The 24,494-nt window shown below is 74.1% G+C and carries 21 protein-coding genes and 1 tRNA gene; 14 read left to right on the forward strand and 8 right to left on the reverse strand.

Features of this window, described 5'->3' with window-relative positions; genetic code table 11:
• The first annotated feature begins 77 nt into the window (after window positions 1–77).
• Together WA788_RS02695 and WA788_RS02700 are read left to right on the forward strand one after the other, a co-directional pair.
• Entirely contained in the window at window positions 78–1,073 is a 996-nt protein-coding gene (locus WA788_RS02695) for a MazG family protein (RefSeq protein ID WP_335971293.1), read from the forward strand.
• A 5-nt stretch (window positions 1,074–1,078) separates the two neighbouring features.
• Entirely contained in the window at window positions 1,079–1,783 is a 705-nt protein-coding gene (locus WA788_RS02700) for an endonuclease V (RefSeq protein ID WP_335971069.1), read from the forward strand.
• A gap of 10 nt (window positions 1,784–1,793) precedes the next feature.
• Here the strand turns inward: WA788_RS02700 and WA788_RS02705 are convergent, their stop codons facing one another.
• Window positions 1,794–2,432: a Uma2 family endonuclease gene (locus WA788_RS02705; RefSeq protein ID WP_335971071.1), complete on the reverse strand. Its 639-nt coding sequence runs from the start codon at window positions 2,430–2,432 to the stop codon at window positions 1,794–1,796.
• Window positions 2,433–2,620: 188 nt separating this feature from the next.
• On the opposite strand from WA788_RS02705, the gene WA788_RS02710 reads away from it, so the two are divergent.
• The 9 genes from WA788_RS02710 to WA788_RS02750 all read left to right on the forward strand — a co-directional run bounded on the left by WA788_RS02710 (window position 2,621) and on the right by WA788_RS02750 (window position 12,461).
• Window positions 2,621–3,883 carry a cytochrome P450 family protein gene (locus WA788_RS02710; protein WP_335971295.1) on the forward strand — a complete coding sequence of 421 codons (1,263 nt, stop codon included), beginning with the start codon at window positions 2,621–2,623 and terminating at the stop codon, window positions 3,881–3,883.
• Window positions 3,884–4,110: 227 nt separating this feature from the next.
• Window positions 4,111–5,064: a transglycosylase family protein gene (locus WA788_RS02715; RefSeq protein WP_335971072.1), complete on the forward strand. Its 954-nt coding sequence runs from the start codon at window positions 4,111–4,113 to the stop codon at window positions 5,062–5,064.
• A 505-nt stretch (window positions 5,065–5,569) separates the two neighbouring features.
• Window positions 5,570–6,274 carry a transglycosylase family protein gene (locus WA788_RS02720; protein WP_335971074.1) on the forward strand — a complete coding sequence of 235 codons (705 nt, stop codon included), beginning with the start codon at window positions 5,570–5,572 and terminating at the stop codon, window positions 6,272–6,274.
• Window positions 6,275–6,471: 197 nt separating this feature from the next.
• On the forward strand, window positions 6,472–7,752 hold the full coding sequence (eno, locus tag WA788_RS02725; RefSeq protein WP_335971076.1) for a phosphopyruvate hydratase: 1,281 nt from the start codon (window positions 6,472–6,474) through the stop codon (window positions 7,750–7,752).
• A 137-nt stretch (window positions 7,753–7,889) separates the two neighbouring features.
• The gene (locus WA788_RS02730) at window positions 7,890–8,396 is read left to right on the forward strand and encodes an FtsB family cell division protein (protein WP_335971078.1); all 507 of its coding nucleotides are present in this window, start codon (window positions 7,890–7,892) and stop codon (window positions 8,394–8,396) included.
• A gap of 101 nt (window positions 8,397–8,497) precedes the next feature.
• Window positions 8,498–9,040: a DUF501 domain-containing protein gene (locus tag WA788_RS02735; RefSeq protein WP_335971080.1), complete on the forward strand. Its 543-nt coding sequence runs from the start codon at window positions 8,498–8,500 to the stop codon at window positions 9,038–9,040.
• Complete coding sequence (locus WA788_RS02740) at window positions 9,037–9,990, forward strand: Ppx/GppA phosphatase family protein (RefSeq protein WP_335971082.1); 954 nt, start codon at window positions 9,037–9,039, stop codon at window positions 9,988–9,990. Before WA788_RS02735 ends, WA788_RS02740 begins: the two co-directional genes overlap by 4 nt.
• A 105-nt stretch (window positions 9,991–10,095) precedes the next feature.
• Entirely contained in the window at window positions 10,096–11,316 is a 1,221-nt protein-coding gene (locus tag WA788_RS02745; RefSeq protein ID WP_335971084.1) for an acetyl-CoA C-acetyltransferase, read from the forward strand.
• 299 nt (window positions 11,317–11,615) lie between these two features.
• Window positions 11,616–12,461: a hypothetical protein gene (locus WA788_RS02750; protein WP_335971086.1), complete on the forward strand. Its 846-nt coding sequence runs from the start codon at window positions 11,616–11,618 to the stop codon at window positions 12,459–12,461.
• Between the two features lie 41 nt (window positions 12,462–12,502).
• Here the strand turns inward: WA788_RS02750 and WA788_RS02755 are convergent, their stop codons facing one another.
• The gene (locus tag WA788_RS02755) at window positions 12,503–12,829 is read right to left on the reverse strand and encodes a hypothetical protein (RefSeq protein ID WP_335971088.1); all 327 of its coding nucleotides are present in this window, start codon (window positions 12,827–12,829) and stop codon (window positions 12,503–12,505) included.
• A 99-nt stretch (window positions 12,830–12,928) separates the two neighbouring features.
• Between WA788_RS02755 and WA788_RS02760 the strand changes: the two genes are divergently transcribed.
• The gene (locus tag WA788_RS02760; protein WP_335971089.1) at window positions 12,929–13,162 is read left to right on the forward strand and encodes a DUF4287 domain-containing protein; all 234 of its coding nucleotides are present in this window, start codon (window positions 12,929–12,931) and stop codon (window positions 13,160–13,162) included.
• 64 nt (window positions 13,163–13,226) lie between these two features.
• On the opposite strand, the gene WA788_RS02765 is transcribed toward WA788_RS02760, so the two are convergent.
• Window positions 13,227–14,015 carry a Bax inhibitor-1/YccA family protein gene (locus tag WA788_RS02765; RefSeq protein ID WP_335971090.1) on the reverse strand — a complete coding sequence of 263 codons (789 nt, stop codon included), beginning with the start codon at window positions 14,013–14,015 and terminating at the stop codon, window positions 13,227–13,229.
• Between the two features lie 102 nt (window positions 14,016–14,117).
• Complete coding sequence (locus WA788_RS02770) at window positions 14,118–16,076, reverse strand: hypothetical protein (RefSeq protein ID WP_335971091.1); 1,959 nt, start codon at window positions 16,074–16,076, stop codon at window positions 14,118–14,120.
• Between the two features lie 328 nt (window positions 16,077–16,404).
• On the opposite strand from WA788_RS02770, the gene WA788_RS02775 reads away from it, so the two are divergent.
• Window positions 16,405–17,283 (forward strand): bifunctional DNA primase/polymerase, encoded by an 879-nt coding sequence (locus WA788_RS02775; RefSeq protein WP_335971092.1) that lies wholly within the window; start codon window positions 16,405–16,407, stop codon window positions 17,281–17,283.
• Window positions 17,284–17,303: 20 nt separating this feature from the next.
• On the opposite strand, the gene WA788_RS02780 is transcribed toward WA788_RS02775, so the two are convergent.
• A complete protein-coding gene (locus WA788_RS02780) occupies window positions 17,304–18,065 on the reverse strand; it encodes a TetR/AcrR family transcriptional regulator (RefSeq protein WP_335971093.1) in 762 nt (253 codons plus the stop codon).
• 352 nt (window positions 18,066–18,417) lie between these two features.
• On the opposite strand from WA788_RS02780, the gene WA788_RS02785 reads away from it, so the two are divergent.
• Complete coding sequence (locus WA788_RS02785; protein WP_335971094.1) at window positions 18,418–20,646, forward strand: MMPL family transporter; 2,229 nt, start codon at window positions 18,418–18,420, stop codon at window positions 20,644–20,646.
• Between the two features lie 94 nt (window positions 20,647–20,740).
• Here the strand turns inward: WA788_RS02785 and WA788_RS02790 are convergent.
• From WA788_RS02790 to WA788_RS02800, 3 genes are all read right to left on the reverse strand, one after another.
• Window positions 20,741–20,826 (reverse strand) — tRNA-Leu (locus tag WA788_RS02790).
• 273 nt (window positions 20,827–21,099) lie between these two features.
• Window positions 21,100–22,539, reverse strand: coding sequence for a cyclopropane-fatty-acyl-phospholipid synthase family protein (locus tag WA788_RS02795; protein ID WP_335971097.1), 1,440 nt, complete (start codon window positions 22,537–22,539; stop codon window positions 21,100–21,102).
• 292 nt (window positions 22,540–22,831) lie between these two features.
• Window positions 22,832–24,208: an NAD(P)/FAD-dependent oxidoreductase gene (locus WA788_RS02800; protein WP_335971098.1), complete on the reverse strand. Its 1,377-nt coding sequence runs from the start codon at window positions 24,206–24,208 to the stop codon at window positions 22,832–22,834.
• Window positions 24,209–24,494: the final 286 nt, after the last annotated feature.

Consider the following 24,494-nt stretch of genomic DNA (forward strand, 5'->3'; position numbering starts at 1 on the left):
CCGGCGCCGCGAGGTACGTTCGTGGGGTGACCGAAGAACCCCACGCCGTGCCCGCCGGACGCCTGGTGCTGCTCACCATGAGCCACCGGGTCGCGCCCGGCCTGCTGTCCTGGCCCGCCTGGCAGGTGCTGCGCGCGGCCGACCGCGTGCTGTGCGCCGACCCGGAGCACCCCCAACTGCCCTACCTGCGGCAGGCCGGGATCGCCGTCGAGACGGCGACGCCCACCGGGCAGCAGCTGGTGGACGCCACCGCGGGCGGCCGCACCGTGGCGTACCTGCCGCCCGACGCCGGCGCGGACCGGGCCGTCACCGACGAACTGGCCCGGTTGGGCGGCTCCGGCCGCGTCGCGATGCCCGAACTGGAGCTGCTGCCCGGGTCGTACGACCTGCCCGGCGCGCGCCTGCTCGACCTGGTGCAGGTGATGGACCGGATCAGGGCCGAGTGCCCGTGGAGCTCGGTGCGCACCCATGAGGACCTCGCCCCGTACGCCGTCGAGGAGGTGTACGAACTCGTCGAGGCGATCGAGGAGGGCGACCGGACCGCGGTCCGCGAGGAGTTGGGCGACGTGCTGCTCCAGGTCGCCTTCCACGCGGCCATCGCCGCGGACGACCCCGAGGACCCGTACGACATCGACGACGTCGCCGCCGGCCTGATCACCAAGCTGGTCCACCGCCACCCGCACGTCTTCGGCGACGAGACCGCGCACACCCCGCAGGAGGTGCGGGAGATCTGGATGCGGCGCAAGCACGCGGAGAAGGGGCGGCAGTCCGTCACCGAGGGCGTGCCGCTCGCGCAGCCCGCCCTCGCGCTCGCCGCGAAGCTCGCCGCCCGGGCGGGCGCGGCGCGGCTGCCGCTGCCCGCCGCGCCCGAAGGGCCCGTGCCGGACGGCGAGGAGGCGCTCGGCGCGCAGCTGCTGGCGCTGGCCGCCGCGGCCCAGGCGGCCGGCCTCGACCCGGAGCGCGCGCTGCGGGAGGCCGCCCGCCGCTACCGGGCGGCGACCCAGGAGGCCGAGACGGCACGGGCGGCGCAGGAGGCGGCGGGACCGCGGGACCGTACCGCCGAGAGCGGCTGACGCCGGTGCGCGTGGACGTCCCCTACGCCTGGCCGGCGGACGAGGCCGAGGCGCTGGCCCTCCAGGCCCGGCTGCGGCCGCTCGCCGACCACCGCGGCCCCGGCCCGGCCGCACCCCGCCTCGTCGCGGGCCTCGACGTCGCCTACGCGGGCGACGGGCGCGGCACCGGCGACCTCGTCGCGGCCGCCGTCGTGGTCGTCGACAGCGCCACCCTCGAGGTGGTCGAGCGCGCCACCGCCACCGCGGCCACCACCTTCCCCTATGTGCCGGGCCTGTTCGCCTTCCGCGAGCTGCCCGCCCTCGTCGCCGCGCTGCGCGAGCTGACGGCCGTCCCCGACCTGCTGCTGTGCGACGGGCACGGCCGGGCGCACCCGCGCCGCTTCGGCCTCGCCTGCCACCTCGGCGTGCTGACCGGCCTGCCGACCGCGGGCGTCGCCAAGACCCCCTTCACCGGCCGCCACGACCCCGCCGCCCTCGCCGGGCACCGCGGCGCCCACGCCGACCTGCTCGACGACGGCGAGGTCGTCGGCCGCGCGCTGCGCACCCGCGCCGGCGTCAAGCCGGTCTACGTCTCCACCGGCCACCTCATCGACCTGCCCACCGCCTGCGCCCGCGTCCTCGACCTCGCCCCCCGCTACCGCCTCCCGGAGACCACCCGCCAGGCCGACCACCTCAGCCGCGAGGCGCTGCGCGCGGCGACGGCTGGCTGACGCGCCCGGTTCAGTTGCCCTGCCCGGTCCCGTCGCCGCGGGGCTGCCGCCGGAGCCTGGTCAGGTCGGCGTCGATGACGAAGGGCACCGCGACCTTGAGCCGGTCGTGGTGGATGCCGGTGATCGCGTAGGAGGCGGTGGCGGGGTCGATCTCGTAGACGTACACGACGGGTGCGCCGTCGTTCTCCTCCACCCGCCAGAAGTGGCGGATGCCGGCCTTCGCGTACTTCCTCGGCTTGATGTCGCGGTCGCGGTCGACGGACTCGGGCGAGACGACCTCGATCGCCAGCAGGATCTGCGCGGGGTCGAAGGACGTCTGCCGCAGCTGGTTCAGCGCGGAGTACGGCACGACCATCAGATCGGGTTCCGGCCGGTCCCGCCCGTCCAGCGTGACGGTCATCTCCCGGACCACGTCGTACTCGTCGGGCGCCTGGTCCAGCAGCGTGGTCTCCAGGAGCCGGAGCACGGCCATGTGGAAGTAGGTCTGCGGAGTCACGAAGAACAGCCCTCCGTCGATCATCTCGGTGTGTGACGGGAGGCCCGGAATGCTGTCCAGGTCATCCGCGGTCCACCCACCGGACGGAGGCATGGGCCACGTGAAGCCCGTGCTCTGATCGCCTTCGGCTGCGGTACTCATCAGCGCTCCCATGCGACGGATTGTGGCGCGTACCAGAAGCGTACCCAGACGAAAAGAAGAGCGATCGCTCGAAAGGGTGAATCCCTCCTCGGGGAACCGCTCTGACCTGCGGTGACGCGACCGCGGCAGGGGCGTCCGCCCGGGTCGTACCGGGGCGCGCCGGCTGACGGGCACCCCGGTAGCGTCAGGGGGTGAGCGATATGACGCGGCCGTCGCCGGACCTGTTCTCGTGGGAGTTCGCCACCGACCCCTACCCCGCGTACGCGTGGCTGCGGGAGCACGCGCCGGTGCGCTGGACGACGCTGCCGAGCGGCGTGGAGGCGTGGCTGGTGACGCGGTACGCCGACGCGCGGCAGGCGCTGGCCGACGGGCGGCTGAGCAAGAACCCGGTGCACCACGCCGGGGAGGCCGGGGCGAAGGGCCGGACCGGCATCCCGGGGGAGCGGACCGCCGAGCTGACGACGCATCTGCTCAACATCGACCCGCCCGACCACACCCGGCTGCGCCGGCTGGTGTCGAAGGCGTTCACCCCGCGCACCGTGGCGCTCTTCGAACCCCGGGTGCGCGAGCTGACCGACGGCTTCATCGACGCCTTCGCCGGCCGCGGACAGGCCGACCTCATCCACGAGTTCGCCTTCCCGCTGCCCATCTACGCTATCTGCGACCTGCTCGGGGTGCCGCGGGAGGACCAGGACGACTTCCGGGACTGGGCCGGGATGATGGTGCGTCACGCCGTGCCCGGCCAGGGCGGCGGACCGCGCGGCGGGGTGGCCCGGGCGGTGAAGCGGATGCGCGCCTACCTGGTGGAGTTGATCCACCGCAAGCGCGGCGACCTCGGCGACGACCTGATCTCGGCGCTGATCCGGGCGAGCGACCACGGCGAGCACCTGACGGAGAACGAGGCCGCCGCAATGGCGTTCATCCTGCTCTTCGCGGGCTTCGAGACCACCGTCAACCTGATCGGCAACGGCGTGCACACCCTGCTCGCCCACCCCGCCCAGCGCGCCGCCCTCCAGGACGCGCTGGCCGCCGGCGAGACCGACCTGCTGGAGACCGCGGTCGAGGAACTGCTGCGCTACGACGGCCCGGTGGAGATGGCCACCTGGCGGTACGCCACCGAGCCGCTGGAGATCGGCGGCAGGGCCGTGGCGGCGGGCGACCCGGTCCTGGTGGTGCTGGCGGCGGCCGACCGCGACCCGGCCAGGTTCACCGCGCCGGACACCCCCGACCTCGCCCGCCGGGACAACCCGCACCTCGGCTACGGCCACGGCATCCACTACTGCCTGGGCGCTCCGCTGGCCCGGCTGGAGGCGCGCACCGCGTTCGCCGCGCTGCTGACCCGGCTGCCCGACCTGCGGCTCGCCGTCGATCCGGCCGAGCTGCGCTGGCGCGGCGGCTTGATCATGCGCGGGCTGCGTACGCTGCCGGTGGAGTTCACCCCGGCGGCGCCGCAAGAGAAGTGACGCCGCGTCAGTGCCGTGATCGCGACGTGATGAGCGCTACATCGACTTGTGACGCATGGCCAAGGCCGCTACGTTCTGCGGTCAACGCAAGGACGTTCACGGCGCGGCCCATGGCACGACGCGTGGCCGGGCGCAGCGAACGGCCTACGGCTTGAACGAAAGGCGACCGCATGCTCTCGTCCGGTAACGGCCGGCACCGACGCCCCCGGCAGGCCCCGGCGGCAGTGGTGACCGTGGCAACCGCCGCCGCGACAGGTGTCGGCATCGCGCTTCCGCTGATCAGCGCGGGCTCCGCCCAGGCGGCCAGCGCGAGCACCTGGGACAAGGTCGCCCAGTGCGAGTCGGGCGGGGCGTGGAGCGCGAACACCGGCAACGGGTTCTTCGGCGGCCTGGCGATCACCCAGGCCACCTGGGACCAGTACGGCGGCGACGCCTACGCCAGCCGTCCCGACCTCGCCACCCGCGACCAGCAGATCACCGTGGCCGAGAAGGTCCTCGGCGACCTCGGCGCCAACGCCTGGCCGGGCTGCGAGATCACCACCGGCCTGCTCCTCGACACCTCCACCCCCGACGTGGACCCGAGCACCACCCCGGCGCCCGACCCCTCGGGCCCCACCGGCATCCAGCCCAGCGCCGGTTCGACCACCGCGCCGACCGACTCCGGCACGGCGACCGCGACACCCACGCCGACCACGACCGACGGCTCGACCGCCCCCTCGGACCCGGCCACCCCCTCGGACCCGGCCACCCCGTCGGACCCGACCGGCTCCGGCACCCCCAGCGCCACCCCCACCCCCACCACCACCGACGGTTCGGCCACCACCGGCTCCGGCCGGCACGGCAAGCCGTACGACCCGACCGACGAGGAACTGGCGGCTAAGGACCGGGCGACCCGGACCGAGGTGCTCTCGACCGTCGGCGCCGCGACCGGCAGCGGCGCCAAGAGCGGCCACCGCGCCAAGTCGTCCGGGAACGCAGGGGACGCAGGGGACGCAGGGTCGGGCGGATCGGGCGGGAAGGCCGCCGGCGGTTACCGGGTCGGCTCCGGCGAGTCGCTCTCCGGCATCGCCTCCGCCGAGCACGTCGCGGGCGGCTGGCGGGCGCTGTACGAGGCCAACCGCGACCTCATCGGCGACGACCCCAACCTCATCAAACCGGGACAGATCCTCAACCTCGCGTGAGGCAAAGGCGCGTGGCGGCCGGAAGACAAACCGGACGTATCAACTCCCGGCCGCCGCCGCCGATGTGACAAGGGTCTCCCGCCCCGCGGCGGGCGGCTGTCCGTCAACTCGCGAATGCCACCCTTCCGACCTGGGCCGATGTCCACCGGCCGAGCGCGCGGGCACAGTTGGCGCTCAGCATCGGAATGTTTGAAGAACCCGCCGCGGTGTGCTTACCGTCTTACCGCTCGCCACAGCGGGCCCCGTCCGGAGCGGAACGCCGAGTCCTGCCGCCGCCCGACGGGAACGGTCGACGCGAAAGCGCCGCAGGCAGGAGCGGGGGACCCAAGGTCTTCCGCCGGACCGGCCGCACGCCGCGGCGACGGACAGCAACCGTCGCGGCCCTTGCGGCAGCACGGTCCGGCTCGGGGTGAAGCCGATACGCCGCCTGGGGCGGCCCGGCCGGGCAACTCACGTCCGAACCCGACAGCTCACCTCGTAGGCGTCGGTGAGGGCTGATATCAACATGGGTAAGCACCGTCGTGCCTCGAAGAGGTTTGTCCGCATCGCCACGCTCGCCGGAGTCGCCGGCACCGCGATCACCGTTCCGCTGATCGCCAGCACGTCCGCCTCCGCCGCCTCGGTCGCCACCTGGGACAAGGTCGCCCAGTGCGAGTCCGGCGGCGACTGGTCCATCAACACCGGCAACGGCTACTACGGCGGGCTGCAGTTCTCGCAGTCCAGCTGGGAGGCCGCGGGCGGTCTGCAGTACGCGGCCCGCGCCGACCTGGCCACCAAGGACCAGCAGATAGCCGTCGCCGAGAAGCTGCTCGCCCTCCAGGGCCCGAGCGCCTGGTCCTGCGCGTCGGCCGGCGGCCTGACCGCCGGCGGCCCGTCCCCGGACATCAACCCGTCCGGCTCGTCGTCGTCCTCGACCTCCTCGTCGAGCACCTCCTCGTCGAGCACGTCCACCCCGAAGTCGACGTCGGGCACCTCGACCACCGCGCACACCGGCACCACGCACAGCACCCGCAGCACCCCGCGGCACGCCGTGCCGACCGCCATCCCCAAGGGCGACGGCGAGTACACCGTGGTCAAGGGCGACAGCCTCGCCAAGATCGCGGCCGCGCACCACGTGTCCGGCGGCTGGCACAAGCTGTTCTCGCTCAACAAGGACATCGTCAAGGACGCCGACCTGATCTACCCGGGCCAGCACCTGCACCTGAGCTGAACGCCCGGTAACGCCGCGGCGAAGGTCCCCACCGCACCGGCCGGGCGCGCGCACCCCAGCGCGCGCCCGGCCGGTGCCGTTCCGGTGACACCGCCGCGCCGGGCCGTCTCAGGTGCCGGGCCCAGCGCCGATGCGGGCCCCGGAGCCGGTTAGGCTCGTCCTGATAAAGACGAGAAGACATCTCAGAAGGAGACAACGTGCCGTCCATCGACGTCGTCGTAGCCCGGGAAATCCTCGACTCGCGAGGCAACCCCACCGTCGAGGTCGAGGTCGGCCTCGACGACGGCAGCACCGGCCGCGCCGCGGTCCCGTCCGGCGCCTCCACCGGTGCCTTCGAGGCCCTCGAACTGCGGGACGGCGACAGCGACCGCTACCAGGGCAAGGGCGTGCGCAAGGCCGTCCTGTCGGTCAGCGACCAGATCGGCCCGGAGCTGGTCGGGTACGACGCCACCGAGCAGCGCCTCATCGACCAGGCCATGCTCGACCTGGACGCCACCCCGGACAAGTCCTCGCTGGGCGCCAACGCCATCCTGGGCGTCTCGCTGGCCGTCGCCCACGCCGCCTCCGAGGCGTCGGACCTGCCGCTCTTCCGCTACCTCGGCGGCCCGAACGCGCACGTGCTGCCGGTCCCGATGATGAACATCCTCAACGGCGGCTCGCACGCGGACTCCAACGTCGACATCCAGGAGTTCATGATCGCCCCGATCGGCGCCGAGTCCTTCTCGGAGGCCGTCCGCTGGGGTGCCGAGGTCTACCACACCCTCAAGGGCGTGCTGAAGTCCCGCGGCCTGTCCACGGGCCTGGGCGACGAGGGCGGCTTCGCGCCGAACCTCGGCTCCAACCGCGAGGCGCTCGACCTCATCGTCGAGGCCGTCAAGCAGGCCGGCTACGTGCCCGGCCAGGACGTCGCGCTCGCGCTCGACGTGGCCGCCTCCGAGTTCTACAAGGACGGCAAGTACCAGTTCGAGGGCGGCGAGAAGTCGGCCGCCGAGATGACCGAGTACTACGAGGAGCTGGTCGCCTCCTACCCGCTGGTCTCCATCGAGGACCCGCTGTTCGAGGACGACTGGGACGGCTGGAAGGTGCTCACCGACCGCCTGGGCACCAAGGTGCAGATCGTCGGCGACGACCTGTTCGTCACCAACCCCGAGCGCCTCCAGAAGGGCATCGACAACGACACGGCCAACGCGCTGCTGGTGAAGGTGAACCAGATCGGCTCGCTGACCGAGACGCTGGACGCCGTCGAGCTGGCGCAGCGCAACGGCTACAAGTGCATGATGTCGCACCGCTCCGGCGAGACCGAGGACGTCACCATCGCCGACCTGGCCGTCGCCACCAACTGCGGCCAGATCAAGACCGGTGCCCCGGCCCGCTCCGAGCGCGTCGCGAAGTACAACCAGCTGCTGCGCATCGAGGAGATCCTCGACGACGCCGCGGTCTACGCCGGCCGCAGCGCCTTCCCGCGCTTCAAGGGCTGAGCCGGCGGCCGGCCGCGGGCCGGCCGCCGTGGGGCTGACGATCCGTCAGCCTGCGGACGTCCCCGCACCCGGTCCCGTACCGTGGGGCGGGGACGTACGCATCTGACCGTCAGCAGGACGGCGAGGGGAGTCACGGCGTGGGGTCGGACCGCTTCTCTGACCGCTTCACCACCGCGGCCCGGCTCAAGGCCATCGGCCAGGAGGCGCAGGCGCGCGTCTACCGTGCCGCGGCCCGCCGCCCGGTCCGGCGCAACAAACTCACCGGGCGCGCGGCGCTGCTGGCGCTGGTGCTGTGCGCGCTGGTGGTCGCCCTGGCCTACCCGACCCGGCAGTACATCGCCCAGCGCGCCGACATCGCCGACCAGCGGCGGGCGGCGCGGCAGGCGAAGCAGAAGGTCGAGGAGCTGCGCGAGGAGAAGGCGCGCTGGCAGGACCCGGACTACGTCCGCACCCAGGCCCGCGCCCACCTGCACTTCGTGCTGCCCGGCGAGACCGGCTACTCGGTGGCGGGCGGCGCCGCAGCCGACTCCGACCCCGCCGCCGAGCGCCGGGCCACCGACGAGGCGGCCGCGCACCGCCCGTGGTACGACAACATGTGGGACGGCGTCGACCAGGCCGACGCGGCCGCCGCCCCCCGGCACTGACCGCGCCCGGCCCGTACGCCGCAGTCCGGCACTTCCGCACCCCGTATGCCCGTACGTACTCCGCACTCCGTACTTCCGCACCCCGTAGAGCAGAACGGTTCATGGACACCACCCCGGAACACACCCCGCCCACCGAGGCCGATGTCGAGGCCGTCCGCGCGCAGCTCGGCCGCGAGCCGCGCGGGCTGCGCGCCGTCGCGCACCGATGCCCCTGCGGCAACCCGGACGTCGTGGAGACGGCGCCCCGGCTTCCGGACGGCAGCCCCTTCCCGACGACGTACTACCTCACCTGCCCGCGCGCGGCCTCCGCGATCGGCACCCTGGAGGCGGACGGCGTCATGAAGCGGATGACCGCCCGGCTGGCCGAGGACGAGGAGCTGGCCGCGGGCTACCGCGCCGCCCACGAGGACTACCTCGCCCGCCGCGACGCCATCGAGGTGCTGCCGGGCTTCCCCAGCGCGGGCGGCATGCCCGACCGCGTCAAGTGCCTGCACGTGCTCGCCGCCCACTCGCTGGCCGCGGGCCCGGGCGTCAATCCGCTCGGCGACGAGACGCTGGCGATGCTGCCGGAGTGGTGGGCCAGGGGCTCGTGCACCGCGGGCACGGCCGCCGCGCCCGCCGCCGGGGAAGGGGCCGCGCAGTGACCGTACGGGTGGCCGCCGTGGACTGCGGCACGAACTCGATCAGGCTGCTGGTCGCCGACATCGACCCGGCCACCGGCGCTTTGACCGACCTGGACCGGCGGATGCGGATCGTCCGGCTCGGCCAGGGCGTGGACCGCACCGGCCGGCTCGCGCCGGAGGCGCTGGAGCGGACCTTCGCCGCCTGCCGGGAGTACGCCGAGGTGATCGCCGGGCACGGGGTGCCGCCGGAGCGGGTCCGCTTCGTGGCCACCTCCGCGTCGCGTGACGCGGAGAACCGCGACGAGTTCACCGCCGGGGTGCTCTCGATCCTCGGGGTGCGCCCCCAGGTGATCTCCGGCGCCCAGGAGGCGGAGTACTCCTTCACCGGCGCCACCCGGGAGCTGACCGGCTCCGGCGGCCCGCAGCCGCCGTACCTGGTGGTGGACATCGGCGGCGGCTCCACCGAGTTCGTGCTCGGCGAGCGCGAGGTGACCGCCGCCCGCTCGGTGGACATCGGCTGCGTACGGCTGACCGAGCGGCACCTGGTGTCCGGCGGCGTGGTCGCGGACCCGCCGACCCCGCAGCAGGTCGCCGAGGTCACCGCCGACATCGACGCGGCGCTCGACCAGGCGGCCGCCGCGGTGCCCCTGGACCGTGCCCGCACCCTGGTGGGCCTGGCCGGCTCGGTCACCTCGATCTCCGCGATCGCCCAGGACCTGCCCGGCTACGACCCGGCCGCGATCCACCACTCCCGGGTCGGGATCGAGCAGGTCCGCGAGATCACCGCCCGCCTGCTGGCCGCCACCCACGCCGAGCGCGCCGCGATCCCCTCGCTGCACGAGGGCCGGGTCGACGTGATCGCCTCGGGCGCGCTGATCCTGCTGCGCATCATGGAGCGCACGGGCGCGAAGGAGGTCGTGGTGAGCGAACACGACATCCTCGACGGGATCGGTTTCGCCGCAGCGGGGTAAGCAAGCGCTCGGAAAGTATTCCGCATCACAGCGGGCGGCTGGTGACTGGCTGCGCTACGTACGGGTAACTTCAGCAGTCCCGCCGCCTCGAAGAGGAGTGTCGCGATGCCCGAAGCCGTCATCGTCTCAGCCGCCCGCTCGCCCATCGGGCGCGCCTTCAAGGGCTCGCTCAAGGAGCTGCGCCCGGACGACCTGGCCGCCACGATCATCAGGACCGCGCTGGAGAAGGTGCCCCAGCTCGACCCGCGGGACATCGAGGACCTGATGCTCGGCTGCGGCCTGCCCGGCGGCGAACAGGGCTTCAACATGGCCCGGATCGTGGCGGTGCGGCTGGGCATGGACCACCTGCCGGGCTGTACGGTCACCCGCTACTGCTCCTCCTCGCTCCAGACCACGCGGATGGCGCTGCACGCCATCAAGGCGGGCGAGGGCGACGTCTTCGTCTCGGCGGGCGTGGAGATGGTCTCGCGGTTCACCAAGGGCAACTCCGACACCCTGCCGGACACGATGAACCCGCTCTTCGACGAGGCGCGGGCGCGTACGGACAAGCGGGCCGAGGAGGGCGGCGGCCACTGGCACGACCCGCGGGAGGACGGCGCGGTCCCGGACGCGTACATCGCGATGGGCCAGACCGCCGAGAACCTCGCGGCGCTCAAGGGCGTCAGCCGCCAGGAGCAGGACGAGTTCGGCGTGCGCTCGCAGAACCTCGCCGAGCAGGCGCTCGCGAACGGCTTCTGGGAGCGCGAGATCACCCCTGTGACGCTCCCGGACGGCACCGTGGTCGCCAAGGACGACGGACCGCGCGCGGGGGTCACCATGGAGGGCGTGGCGGGCCTGAAGCCGGTCTTCCGCCCCGACGGCACCGTCACCGCCGGGAACTGCTGCCCGCTCAACGACGGCGCCGCCGCCCTGGTGGTCATGTCCGACACCAAGGCGCGCGAGCTCGGCATCACCCCGCTGGCCCGGGTGGTCTCCACCGGCGTCTCCGGGCTCTCCCCGGAGATCATGGGGTACGGCCCGGTGGAGGCGTCCAAGCAGGCGCTGAGGCGGGCGGGCATGTCCATCGGCGACATCGACCTGGTGGAGATCAACGAGGCGTTCGCCGCCCAGGTCATCCCCTCCTACCGCGACCTGGGCATCGACCTGGACCGGCTGAACGTCAACGGCGGCGCGATCGCGGTCGGCCACCCCTTCGGCATGACCGGCGCCCGGATCACCGGCACGCTGCTCAACAGCCTCCAGTTCCACGACAAGCAGTTCGGCCTGGAGACGATGTGCGTCGGCGGCGGCCAGGGCATGGCGATGGTGATCGAGCGGCTCAGCTGAGGTGAGGGGCGGCCGCCGAGCTGCGCGTTGTGACCGTGCGCGACGAAACGGCTTCCTTGGGTACACAGTGTGATATAAGTCGCAACCAAATTGCCCCCGGGACGTGATTTTCCCGGGGGCGTTGGCATTTCACCTGGTCACCGATGGTGTGTCGGGAACGGGCGGGCGGGCAGAACCGGTCAATCCATGACGTTCCGCACTGCAAAGGCCAGGGGTTTACCGGCAGAGTGAGGGAGAGGGAAGTTTCGCCCGCCTCCCCGGTGGGCATTGCTCGGGTCGCATCAGTCGGGAGTAGCTCAGTGAATGTGAACTTCACCGTCCTGCTGGTTGCCGCGGGGCTCGCCGCGGCCGCGGGTGCCGCAGCCCTGCTCACCGCCCGCGGTACGCGCCGGGAGCTGTCCGCCCTGCGGCGCGAGCTGGCCGGGCTGAGCGTCCCGGCCCCCCGCGACAGCACGCGGGACATCCGCACCGCCGTCGCCGAGGCGCTCGCCGACGAGCGGGAGCGCGAACTCGCCGAGGCGCGCGCCTTCTGGGCCGAGCAGGAGGCCCGGGACAGCGCCGGCGACAGCGTCCTGCCGCGCGGCCCCTACGGCGCGTCCGGCGACCCGGCCGCACCGCGCGACTACGAGGTCCCGCCGGTGCTGCCCTACCTGCCGCGCCAGTCCGACTTCGCCGGGATCGAGCCCGGCGGCCCGGACCCGGTGGCCTACGAGGCTGCCCTCGACGCGGTGGCCGACGCGGCCGCCGACGCCGAGGCCGCGGACGCCCCCGAGGCCGTGCGCCCGGCGCCCGGCGCCATCCCGCACCCCTCCGGCCCGGACTTCGCGCCCTCCCCGGTGGTCGCCTCGCCGGACCAGACCGCGGACCGCCTCTCCGACCTCGCCGACGGCCGTATCCCGCTGTCCGACGTCCGCCCCGGCCCGCTCGGCACCCTCGACGTCTACGTCTTCGCCGACGGCACCACGCTGTGCATGACCCCCGGCCACCGCGAGACCGCCCTGAAGCTCTCCGAGGCCCTCGACCGCGGCGACACCCCGGTGCTGCGCGGCGGCTCCGCGATAGCCGGCGCCTACGCCCTCACCTTCGCCTACGGCGACGACCAGGCCGTGTACGTCCTGGCCGACCGCGTCGTCGCCTCGCTCTGACGCCCGCCGGCCGGACCGGGTAGGGCCGCCGGGCGCGGGGCTCAGCCGATCCGGCGCGCGGCCGCCGCCACCTTCTCCCGCGCCTCCGCGGTGACCGCCGCCGCCCGCTCGGGCCCGACCGCGTCCAGCGCCGCCGCCAACTCATGGCCGGCCACCGCGAGTTGGTCGCCCACCACGAACATCCCGTCGTTCGGCATGAGGTGCGGCTCCCGGTCGGGGAACTCCAGCGCCTCGGCCTGCGCGGCCAGCCAGCGGGCCAACTCCAGCCCCTGCGCGGCGGCTCCGCCCTGGAGCTTGCGTTGCGGCAGCGACCGCAGCCGCCCGGCGAGGCGGTCGACGGCGGCGGACAGCGCGGTGCGATCGGACATGCCCGCGACCCTACCCGCCGCATCCGCTCGTCCCGGACGGTTGTCAACGCCCCGCCGCTGCGGCACGGTGGGGTGACCGGAACCCCGACCGGAGGCGCTATGTACCTGACGCACTTCTCCGAGGAAACCCACCGGAACCTGCTCGACCACATCCCGCAGTGCACCGGCCGCGAGGTCGGCGACTGGCTGCGCACCCTCGCCGACGGCCCCTCCCTGCTGCGCTTCGACGAACGGGTGAGCTGGCTGCGCGGCGAGCACGCCCTGTCCTACGGCCACGCCAAGGCCCTGGTCCACGAGTTCGACCTGCGCCGCGCCCGCCGCAACCTCGGCTAGGAGCCCGGCCCGGGAGCGGACCGGTTCCGAAGCGGACCGGCCCGGGCGCCCGGTCGCTGCGGCGTCAGTCGCGCAGCAAGGAGACCAGGCGCAGGAGTTCGAGGTAGATCCACACCAGGGACAAGGTCAGCCCGAACGCGGCCAGCCAGGCGTGCTGCCGGGGCACCCCGCGGCGGACGCCCTCCTCGACCTGCTGGAAGTCCAGCGACAGGAAGAAGGCGCCCAGCAGGATGCCCAGCACGCAGAAGGCGATGCCGAGCCCCCCGGTGCGGATGCCCAGCGTGTCGCCGCCGCCGAAGGCGGAGAAGAGCAGGTTCACCACGATCGCGATCAGGAAGGCGACGGCGACGGCCATCCCGATCCTGCGGTAGCGGGCGGTCACCCGGACCAGCCGGGTCCGGTACGCCACCAGCATCCCGCAGAAGACCGCCGCGGTGCCGAGCACCGCCTGCACCGGCGCGCCCTGCCACTGCTCGTTGTAGGTGCGGCTGAGCACGCCGAGGAAGACGCCTTCGAAGAGGGCGTAGCCGACGATGAGGACGGGCGACGGGGACCGTTTGAAGCTCTGCACCATGGCGAGGACGAACGCGACGAGTGCGGCGCCGACCGCCAGGCCGTACCGCTCGGGCAGCGCGAACCAGCCGGCCAGCACACCGGCCACGACGGCGCCGAGCGTCACGGAGGTACGGGAGACGACGTCGCCCGTCGTCATCCGGCCGGTGCGCGCGGGCCCGGCGGCCGGGCGGGCGTAGGCCGCCTCCAACTGGTCCGCCGTCAGGTCCCGCGGCTGCGCGGCCGCGCCGCCGCCCTCGGTGAAGCCGCGGCCGGTCAGCACGGGGTTGCTGCTCTTCATCACGGTCCTCCGCTGCCGCGCGGTGCGGCTGCCCCCAGGCTAAGCGGACGCCATGGGGGCCGCACGGCGGTGCTGCTCAGCGGTGGTGCTCAGCGGTGGTGCTCAGCGGCGGCGCCACCGCCAGGGCAGGCGCCGGCGGGTGCTGGGCCGCGGCCGCGGGGCCGCCTCCTCGGGGCCCGCCGCCGAAGCCGCGCCGTTCGGCGGGCCGCCCGCACGGCCGACGACGGCGCCACCGTCGTCGTCGCCCTGCCCGATCGCGGTGAGCAGGTCGCGCGCCAGGTCGGTGTACGTCGGGTCCAGCCACGGGCACAGCAGCACCAGTCGGCAGAGCGAGCCCAGCACCGTCACCTCGCGGGTGCGGTGCGCCTTGGCCGCCGCGAGCATCCGCTCGGTGACCCGCAGCCCGACGTCCTCGCGCACCGCCGGGTCGACCCAGGCGGTCGCCACCATCGCGAACGCCGCCGCCTCGGCGAGCCAGTCCTCCGGGCCGCCGAGCAGGTCCAGCAGCACCGAGCGGCGCTCCGAGCCCGGCCACGGCTCGTCGGCCCGGTGGTGGGCGAGCCCCAGGCACGCGGACGTCTGCACCGCGCGCACCCACAGCTCGGGCCGGTACGCGCGCAGCCGGCGGCCCTGCGCGTCCTCGCGCGGCTCGGGCGGGTGGACCATCACGCCCAGCAGGTCCGCGAGCGGCAGCCCGGACAGCCGCACCCCGTGGTCGTAGGCGGCCGGGATGTGCGGCCAGGACACCACCGCGGTGTCCCGCACCAGCCGGGCGGCCTCCGCCGACGGCGCGGGCACCGCCGGGCGGGCCACCAGCCCGTCGTACGCCCACAGGGTGCGGCCGACCGCGCCGACCGGTTCGCGCGGGTCCGGCTCGCCCGCCGCGCGCTGCACCACCTCGCCGTAGGGGAAGGACATCAGGAAGGCCAGCACCGCGCTCGGCGGCTCGACCGCCGAGGAGGCCAGCCGCACCTGGCGGGTCCTGGCCCCCTCCGCGTCGGGGCTGCGCAGCAGTTGGTGCAGCACGTCGACGGTCGCCTCGGTGGCGTCCGCGACCGCGCCGAGCCACGGCTGCCCCTCGCTGTGCCGGGCCAGCACGGTCGCCGCGTAGGAGTGCTCGGGCCGCGTGCGCAGGAGGTCGGCGAGGGCCAGCAGGTGGGCGGGGTCGCGGTCGGCGGCGTAGCGCACCCCCAGCAGCGCCGGGGCGGTCTGCGGGTCGTCCGGGCCCGCGGCGGCCGCCCGTTCGGCCCAGGGCAGGCCCTGCGCGGCGCGCCCGGTGGACGCGTACAGCTCGGCGATGTCGACCATCAAGGACACGTCGGAGGCGTCCCGGGCGATCTCCGCGCACCACACCCGCAGCGCGTCGTCGGGCCGCCCGGCCGCCCGCAGCGCGTAGCCGAGCATGATGCTCGGGATGTGGTCCGGCTGGAGCCGGTGCGCCTGGGCGGCCCAGCGCACCGCCTGGCCGGTGTCCCCGACCCGGCGGGCCAGCGCCGAGCCGATCGCGGCCAGCCGCGCGTCGCCGGGGTGGCGCGCGACCACGGCCGCGACCAGTTCGTGGAAGGGCCGCACCGCCTCCCGGCCGGCCGCGTCCAGCGGGTCGGGCAGCGCCGTCACCATGTGCGCGAGCGCCTGCGTCACCTGATCCGGCGACAGCCGCCCCGGCAGCGCGTCCTGGGTGAGCCAGGCGACGTGCGACCAGGGCCGGTCGTGGCGGGCCCGGATCGCCTTCGCGATCAGCAGCAGCGCCTCGCCCCACTCCCCGCAGGCGGCCAGCAGGTGCGCCCGGCAGACCGCCGCGCCGACGAACGGCCGGTCCGCCGGGAAGAGTTCCAGCGCCGCGGCCGGTCCGCCCGCGTGCCGGGCCAGCTCGGTGAGCGCCTCGTGCGCCTCGGGCAGCCGCGGGTCCGCGGCGAACGCGTTGCCCAGGTGGTCCGCGGCGTGCGCCAGCCCGCCGCCGTCCATGACCAGCCGGGCCAGCGCCACCTCGCCCTCGGCCGCGAGCCGTTCCTCGCCGCCGTCCTGGTACGGGTCCGCGCCCTGCGTGTGCTGCTCGTCCATCCGCCCCCACCCCTCGCTCCCCGCGCGGGCCCCGCACCGTACGCCGCCGGAACTCCGCCGGGCCGCACCCTCGGCCGCGCCCCCCTGGCGCCGCCCGTGCGGTGTCCCCGGCGGTCCCGTGACCCGTGCGCGCCCACGATGCCGCCGGTGCAGACCGTAATACCCGCCCGCTCCGCCCCCGCACCGGGGTGGCCGTAAGCGCCACAGCGGTGGCCTCACAGGTGTACGACCCGCCGGCGCCTGCCGGTATGAGGTGGACGCCGAGGGCCGGGCGCGGTATCACTGAGGAGTGGATACGAACACGCGTTCGAGCATCAGGGAGCAGGTCATGCCACGCCCCGACCACATCCGCGCCCTGCACACGGCGCTGCTGACCGCCCTGCGCGGGCTGCCGGTCTTCCCGCTGTCGCGCACCAAACTCCCCGCCGTCCGCTCCCCGCACCGCGACGAGCCCCGCGCCGCCGACTGCCGCGGCGCGTGCGGCCGCCCCGGCCACGGCGTGTACGACGCCACCACCGACCCCGACCGCATCCGCGCCCTGTTCGCCCTCGCACCCTGGGCGACGGGCTACGGCATCGCGTGCGGCCGCGCCCCCCACCACCTCATCGGCCTCGACCTCGACGTCAAGCACGGCGCGGACGGCCCGGCCGCCCTGCGCGCCCTCGCCGCGCGGCACGCCTTCGCGATCCCGCGGACCGTCACCGTGCTCACCCCGAGCGGCGGCCGCCACCTGTGGCTGACCGCGCCCGGCCCGGTGCCCAACTCCGCCGGCCGGCTCGCCCCGGGCATCGACATCCGCGGCGCCGGCGGCTACGTCGTCGGGCCCGGTTCGCGCACCGTCGCCGGCCACTACCTGCTGGAGCCCGGCACCGCCCAGCACCCGCTGGCGGCGGCGCCCGCCGCGCTGCTGCTGCTCGCCGACCCGCCCCCGTCCCCCGAACCCCAGCCGGCGGCCCCGCCGCCGCCCAGCCCGCGCCACCCGGCCGAGAAGCGCGCCGCGGCCCTCGTCCGCTTCGTCCTGGACTCCCAGGAGGGCGAGCGCAACGGCCGCCTGTTCTGGGCGGCCTGCCGCGCCTACGACGCCGGTCTCGGCGACGCGCTGGCCCCGGCGCTGGTGACGGCCGCGGTCCACACCGGCCTGGGCGAGCGCGAAGCGGCGGCGACGGTGGCCTCAGCGGGCCGGCTGCGCGCCTCCGCGCAGCCGTGAGCCGCGCCGGTGCGGGTCGTTCAGGGGCCGGCTGCGTCCGCGGCGGCCCCGTCCGCGGGGATGCGGCGGTGGATGTCCGCCAGCATGCCGCGCATCGTCACACGGAAGACCTCCGCCTGGTGGTCGCCGATGAAGGAGGTATGCCCGAAGACCTCCAGGACGACCATGCCGTGCAGGCGCCCCCACGCGCCGAGGAACAGGGCGATCGCGGCGGGCGGCAGCTCTCCCGGGCCCACCGGCGGCAGGTCGCCCAGGTGCGCCAGCAGCCCCGCGGACAGCGCCGAGGCGTCGGCTGCGGCGAGCCGGTCCCGGCTGAAGCCGTGGAACAGCTCGCGGTGGAAGAGGGTGGCCATCCGGCGCACCGCCCGGGTGGTGTCGCCTTCGGCGGGAGCCGCGTAGCCCCGTAGCGGTGTACCGAACAGGAGCTGGAACCGCTCGGGGTGCGTCACCGCCCAGCGGCGGTAGCCCTCGGCCGCCACCACCAGCCGCGGCAGGTCCGCAGGGTCGGGCGCGCCGTCGAGGGCGGCCTGCACCGCGTCGGCCAGGTCCTCGTACTCCTTGGCGATGAGGGCCGTGACCAGGGCGTCCCGGTTCGGGAAGTAGTGGTAAAGCGCCTGCACGGTCATGCCCAGGCCGCGCGCGACCGCCCGCAGGGACAGTGCCGCGGGACCCTGCTGGTCGATCTGCTGCTCGGCGGCCGCCAGGATCTCCCGGACCGCGGTGGTCCGCCGCCGTTCGCGCAGCGAGCGCGGGGCCGGCGCGGATGAGTCGTCCACGGGCATGGCGCGACCCTACCGCGCAGCCGGCCCGGCGATCCGCCGGGACGACCGGGGCCGGACCAGGCCCGGACCCCGCGCGGACCGAGCGCGGACCGAGCGCCGATCTGACACTGTCAAGGAAATCTCACACTGCCAAAGCCGCCGCCCGGTCCTCTACGGTCGTCGCGGCGACGGAGAAGTGCGGCGTCGACACCGCACACGGCCGCGGCAGGGTCCCGACCCGCGTCGGCCACCGCGCCGGCCCCGCGTGCCCGGCGGCGCCGCTCGCCGCGCCCGGCCCGGCCGCTCGATCCTTCCGTGCGCCCGGCCGCTCCCGCGCCTTTTCACCGCACGTACCCAAACAAGGAGATCTCGCGTGTTCGAACGCATAGCCGAGCTGGCGATCCGCCGGTCCCGGCTGGTCCTCGTCGTCGCCGTCGTGGTGACGGCCCTCATGGGTGCCGCGGGCAGCGGCGCATTCGCCAAGCTGCTGGGCGGCGGGTTCGACGACCCCTCCTCCCAGTCCACCCGGGCACGCGAGGTGATCGACCAGAGATTCGGCGGTGAGACCAACCTCGTCCTGCTGGTCACCGCCGCCGGCGGCGGGCGGGTCGACACCCCCGCGGCGGAGAGCAGCGGCCGGGCACTGGAGGCCGACCTGAAGCAGGAGAAGACGCTCGCCGGCGTCGTCTCGTACTGGGACAGCCGCAGCCCCCAACTGCTCTCGAGGGACGGCCGCGAGGCGATGGTGGCCGCCCACGTCAAGGGCGACGAGACGCAGCAGAAGAAGAGCGCCGACCACCTCGTCGACACCTACAGCGGCACCTTCGGGCACACGCTCACCGTCCGGGCCGGCGGCTCCGCGGCCGTGAACGCCGGCATGTCGAAGCAGGTGGAGAGCGACCTCTTCCTCGCCGAGAGCATCGCCATCCCGCTGACGCTCGTGCTGCTCCTGCTCGTCTTCGGCAGTGTGGTCGCGGCCCTGCTGCCGCTGGCCATCGCCCTCGTCGCCGTGCTGGGCTCGTTCGCCCTGCTCTTCCTCCTCGGCAGCGTCACCAGCGTCGCCGATACCGCGACCAACCTCACCACGGCCCTCGGCCTGGGCCTGGGTATCGACTACTCCCTGCTGATGGTCAGCCGCTTCAGGGAGCAGCTCGCCACCGGGGCGAGCGTGCCGGACGCGGTCCGGCGCACGGTGCACACCGCCGGCCGCACCGTCGCGTTCTCCGCCGCGACGGTGGCCGCCGCGCTCGCGGCGCTCCTGGTGTTCCCGCAGTACTTCCTGCGCTCGTTCGGGTACGCCGGAGTCGGGGTCGTCGCCATCGCGGCCCTCAGCGCGCTGTTCGTGATGCCGCCGCTGCTCGCCGTCCTCGGCCACCGGGTCAACAGCGGGCGGCTGCCGTGGGCGCGGATCGCGCCGGCCGTCACCCGCACCTCGATGTGGGCGCGGCTGGCGCGCGCGGTCATGCGGCGGCCTGCGCTCACCGCGCTGCCCGTGCTCGCGGTCCTGCTGGTCGCGGCGAGCCCGCTGCTGGGCATCTCCTTCGGCACACCCGACGAACGGGTGCTGCCCACCGGGGCCGAGAGCCGCCAGGTCTCCACGGCGCTGCAGCGGGACTTCGACGGCAACGACGACACCGCCCTGCAGATCGTCATCGACCGGCAGGTGGCGCAGGCGCCCCTGGCGGCGTATGCGGCGCGGCTGTCCCGCCTCGACGGGGTGGCGCGGGTCGAGACGGCCGCGGCGACCTACTCCGGCGGGCGGCGCTCGGCGGCTGCCCCCGGCAGCACCGGCCTCGGCCGGGCCGACGCGCAGCGGATCACCGCGGTCACCTCCGTGACGCCGCGGTCGGACGACGCGCAGCGCCTGGTCCGTGCGGTGCGGGCGCTGACCCCGCCCGAGGGGACGCATCCGCTGGTCGGCGGGCAGGACGCCGAACTGGTCGACGCCAAGCACGCCATCAGCAGCCATCTGCCGCTGGCCATCGGCCTGGTGGCCCTGACCACCTTCGTGCTGCTCTTCCTGTTCACCGGCAGCGTCGTGCAGCCGCTGCGCGCCCTGGTCCTCAACCTGGTCACCCTGGTGACGACCCTCGGCGCGATGACGTGGATCTTCCAGGACGGACACCTGTCCTCCCTGTTCGGCTTCACCGCGCAGCCGATGGAGGTGTCGATGACGGTGCTGATGTTCTGCATCGTCTTCGGCCTGTCGATGGACTACGAGGTGTTCGTCACCAGCCGGATCAAGGAACTCCACGACCAGGGCGCGGACACCGCTTCGGCCGTGGCCGACGGCCTGGGGCACACCGGGCGGATCGTCACCGCCGCGGCCTGTCTGCTCGCGGTGAGCTTCTTCGCGTTCGGCACGGCGAAGGTCAGCTTCATGCAGATGTTCGGCCTCGGCAGCGGGCTGGCCATCCTCGTCGACGCCGTCGCCATCCGCGGCGTCCTGGTCCCCGCCGCGATGCGCCTGCTCGGCGGCTGGGCCTGGTACGCGCCGGGGTTCCTGCGCAGGGTGCACGACCGGATCGGCCTCAGCGAGGGGGAGCCCGCCCCCGTGCCCGCCGCACCGGCCCCGTACGCGAGGGAGACGACGGGGGCCTGACGCACGGGTCCCGCTGCCCGCGGTGGGGGAGTGCGGTGGTCGTCGATGCCCGGTTTCCGGCCCCCTTCTCGCTGGTCCATCGGCCAGCGAGAGGTGGTGCCCGGAGCCGGACTTGAACCGGCACGCCCTCAAAGGGCAGCGAGGTTTAAGCTCGCCGTGTCTGCGTTCCACCATCCGGGCCGGCGGGGCGCAGACAAAAGCGTATCCGGGTTGCGGGACGTGAACAGGGCGTCTAAGTAGCCATGTTGTCTTATTTTAGGGGTTACTGACGTGGCGTCAGGGTGGTGCCCGTGGTCCCGCCGCACCACAGACGCCTTCCCATCAGCATCAGACCTCACGCACAAGTGACGTGAAATCGCTCTCCGCAACCGGGGGCCCGGGGATCGCCCCCGGGCCCGGTCGGGGGAAGCGGCGCCGGACGGCGCCGCGGATGTCACCGCGGCGCGGCCCGCCTCAGGAGATCCACGCCGAACGAGTGGCGGGCAGGCCGGCCCTGCCCGCCGCGTCGGTGCGCACCGCCATCACCTGGTTGACGCCGATCCGGTTGCGCTCGAAGGAGAGCGCGGACGCGGCCATGTAGAGCCGCCACACCCGGGCCCGCCCGGCGCTCGTCGCGGCGACCGCCTCCTTCCAGTGCGCCTCGAGGTTCGCCACCCAGGTGCGCAGGGTGCGCCCGTAGTGCTCGCGCAGGGCCTCCACGTCGCGCACCTCGAAGCCCGCCTCCTCCAGCCGGCCCACGGTGGTGCCCACCGGGGAGAGCTCGCCGTCGGGGAAGACGTAGCGGTCGATGAACTCGTCGATCCGGTACTCCTCCTCGCTGCGCAGCGGGCGGCGGGCGATCTGGTGGTTCAGCAGCCGGCCGCCCGGCTTGAGCAGGGCGTAGAGGGTCTGCGCGTACTCCAGGTAGCGCGCGCTGCCGACGTGCTCGGCCATCCCGATCGACGAGATCGCGTCGTAGGGGCCGTCCTTGACGTCGCGGTAGTCCTGCACCCGGATCTCGATGCGGTCGGTCAGGCCGGCCGCCGCGATCCGCTTGCGGGCGAACGCCGCCTGCTCGACGGAGAGCGTGATCCCGGTGGCCCGGACGCCGTAGTGCCGGGCGGCGTGCAGCACCATGGCGCCCCAGCCGCAGCCGACGTCCAGCAGCCGCTGCCCCTCGCGCAGGCCCAACTTGCGGCAGACCAGGTCGAGTTTGGCGTACTGCGCCTGTTCGAGGGTGACCGCGGCGGCGCCCACCGGCTCGGTGCCCTCCGCGGCGGAGCCCGCCACCGAGGCGGCGGCGGCCACGCGCTCGTCGGTGGCGGCCTCCGCGCCCGCCGCGGCGGCGGCCCCGGCGCCCGCCTCGTCGCCCCACAGCGCGCAGGAGTACACCATGGACGGGCCGAGCACGATCTCGTAGAAGGCGTTGCCCACGTCGTAGTGGTGGGAGATCGCCTCCTTGTCGCGCCGCTTGGTGTGCGCGAGGCCGGTGCGGCGGCGCACCTCCTCCGGCGGCGCGGACGGCGGCAGCCCGGGCCCGGCCAGGGAGACCACACCGCGCAGCAGCCGGTAGGTCGCCGGGTCGCGCATGGCGAGCGCGATCTGCCGCACCCCCTGGCCGCGCGGCGCCGCCGGGTCCGGCTCGCCGCGCTCCCAGATCAGGCCGGACAGCGTGTCGAGCGCGGTGTACAGGTCGCCGTCGACGTCGAGGTCGCCGGCCACCCACGCTCTGGCCAGACCGAGTTCGCCCGGCCGCCACAGCAGCCGGCGCAGGGCCCGCCGCTTCCGGAAGACGAGTGCGGGTGCGCCGGCCGGTCCCGCCTCACTGCCGTCCCACGCGCGCACGCGCAGCGGGAACGGTCCGGGGAGAACGCGTTCGGCGATGTCGAGGATGCGATGAGCCGCGTCAACCATGGATCTGAGCGTACGACTGAAAATCGCACTTGAGGCGCCTGACGCGGAAAATTAGGTTGTGGATACACGGAGTTGGGCCGGAAGGGGTGGAATGCCCGCCGACCTGCGTGTCGTCATCGCGCGCACGGCACGCGGCAGGCACGGCGAAGGGCGCACGGCCAGGCACGGCCAAGGGCGCACCCGCGCACAGCACACGGCGCAGAGCGCACCGCGCAGAACGCACGGCGAAGGGCGCCCGCACCACGGATGGCGGGCGCCCTTCGGATCGCGCTGCTGCTCCTGCCGAGCCCTGCTAGGAGGCGACCTTCTCCGCGCCCTCGGGGCGCTTCTCGGCGGCCGGTGCCGGGATCGGCCGCGCGGCCTCGTAGAACTCCTCGCGGGGGTTCTCGATGGCGCCGAGCGCGACGACCTCGCGCTTGAGGAACATGCCGAGCGTCCAGTCGGCGAAGACCCGGATCTTGCGGTTCCAGGTCGGCACGGCCAGGCCGTGGTAGCCGCGGTGCATGTACCAGGCGAGGCGGCCCTTGAGCTTGATCGTGGTCTTGCCGAACACGATCATCGCGACGCCCTTGTGCAGGCCCAGGCCCGCGACCGCGCCCTTGTTGGCGTGCTTGTAGTCCTGCTGCGGGAAGCCGCGCATCCCGGAGACCACGTTGTCACCGAGCACCTTGGCCTGGCGCAGCGCGTGCTGCGCGTTCGGCGGGCACCAGGCGCCCTCGCCCTTGGACAGGTCCGGCACCTGGGCGTTGTCGCCCGCGGCCCAGATGTAGTCGGTGCCCTGCACCTGGAGGGTCGGCGCGGTGTCCACGTGGCCGCGCGGGCCCAGCGGCAGGCCGAACTTCGCCAGCACCGGGTTCGGCTTCACACCGGCGGTCCACACGATGGTGGAGGCGTCGACCTCGAGCCCGTTGGCGAGCACCACGTGCTTGTCGACGCAGGACTTCATGGAGGTGCCGAGGTAGACCTCGATACCGCGCTCCTTGAGGTGCTCAAGACCCCACTTGCCCAGCTGCGGGCCGACCTCGGGGAGGATCTTGTCCGCGGCGTCCACGAGGATGAAGCGCATGTCCTCGCGCTTCACGTTCGGGTAGTACTTCGCCGCGTCGCGGGCCATGTCCTCGACCTCGCCGATCGTCTCCGCGCCGGCGAAGCCGCCGCCGACGAAGACGAAGGTGAGCGCCTTGCGGCGGATCTCCTCGTCGGTGGTGGAGTCGGCCTTGTCGAGCTGCTCCAGCACGTGGTTGCGCAGGCCGATCGCCTCCTCCACGCCCTTCATCCCGATGCCGTTCTCGGCCAGGCCGGGGATCGGGAAGGTGCGGGAGACCGCGCCGAGCGCGATCACGAGGTAGTCGAAGGGCAGCTCGTACGCCTCGCCGACCAGGGGCTCGACCGAGGCGACCTTGCGGTCCTGGTCGATGGTGGCGACCCGTCCGGTGAGCACCTCGACCCCGGGCAGCACGCGCCGCAGCGGGACGACGACGTGCCGCGGGGAGATGCTGCCCGCTGCGGTTTCGGGAAGGAAGGGCTGGTACGTCATGTACGAGCGCGGGTCGACGACCGTGACGGTCGCCTCGCCGTACCGCATCTTCTTCATGATGCGGCGCGCCGCGTACAGGCCGACGTAACCGCCGCCTACTACGAGGATCCGTGGACGCTCCGTGGTGCTCATGCTTCGAGTATCCAGCACACTCCGGGGTGCCCCTCGTGAGCCCCTTCACAAGGGTATGGACACCCCCTGCTACACTGCGCGCCTTCATGGACGGGGGCAAGGCTGCCTCGGCCGGTCCGGAGTGGCCACCCGTAGTTGTACACGGCGCTGAACAGCGTCGATCGCCGCTGCGCCGGTACGGCCGGCCCGCCGCCCGGCGCCCCGGGAGCGCGGACGGCCCCTGCGCACAGGGGGATTCGGCCCCCCGGGGCGCGGAAAGTTGACCCGCCGGGCGGGAACTTCATGT

It is taken from the genome of Streptomyces sp. CA2R106 (assembly GCF_037034245.1).
Classification (GTDB): Bacteria; Actinomycetota; Actinomycetes; order Streptomycetales; family Streptomycetaceae; genus Actinacidiphila.

Bases quoted from the DNA above. Each gene is read 5' to 3' on its own strand.
- WA788_RS02765 (WP_335971090.1), bottom strand. From the start codon at position 14,015: ATGAAGAGCAGCAACCCCGTGCTGACCGGCCGCGGCTTCACCGAGGGC.
- WA788_RS02770 (WP_335971091.1), bottom strand. From the start codon at position 16,076: ATGGACGAGCAGCACACGCAGGGCGCGGACCCGTACCAGGACGGCGGC.
- WA788_RS02800 (WP_335971098.1), bottom strand. From the start codon at position 24,208: ATGAGCACCACGGAGCGTCCACGGATCCTCGTAGTAGGCGGCGGTTAC.
- WA788_RS02760 (WP_335971089.1), top strand. From the start codon at position 12,929: ATGTACCTGACGCACTTCTCCGAGGAAACCCACCGGAACCTGCTCGAC.
- WA788_RS02705 (WP_335971071.1), bottom strand. From the start codon at position 2,432: ATGGGAGCGCTGATGAGTACCGCAGCCGAAGGCGATCAGAGCACGGGC.
- WA788_RS02695 (WP_335971293.1), top strand. From the start codon at position 78: ATGAGCCACCGGGTCGCGCCCGGCCTGCTGTCCTGGCCCGCCTGGCAG.
- WA788_RS02795 (WP_335971097.1), bottom strand. From the start codon at position 22,539: ATGGTTGACGCGGCTCATCGCATCCTCGACATCGCCGAACGCGTTCTC.
- WA788_RS02775 (WP_335971092.1), top strand. From the start codon at position 16,405: ATGCCACGCCCCGACCACATCCGCGCCCTGCACACGGCGCTGCTGACC.
- WA788_RS02720 (WP_335971074.1), top strand. From the start codon at position 5,570: ATGGGTAAGCACCGTCGTGCCTCGAAGAGGTTTGTCCGCATCGCCACG.
- WA788_RS02755 (WP_335971088.1), bottom strand. From the start codon at position 12,829: ATGTCCGATCGCACCGCGCTGTCCGCCGCCGTCGACCGCCTCGCCGGG.
- WA788_RS02780 (WP_335971093.1), bottom strand. From the start codon at position 18,065: ATGCCCGTGGACGACTCATCCGCGCCGGCCCCGCGCTCGCTGCGCGAA.
- WA788_RS02710 (WP_335971295.1), top strand. From the start codon at position 2,621: ATGACGCGGCCGTCGCCGGACCTGTTCTCGTGGGAGTTCGCCACCGAC.
- WA788_RS02745 (WP_335971084.1), top strand. From the start codon at position 10,096: ATGCCCGAAGCCGTCATCGTCTCAGCCGCCCGCTCGCCCATCGGGCGC.
- WA788_RS02735 (WP_335971080.1), top strand. From the start codon at position 8,498: ATGGACACCACCCCGGAACACACCCCGCCCACCGAGGCCGATGTCGAG.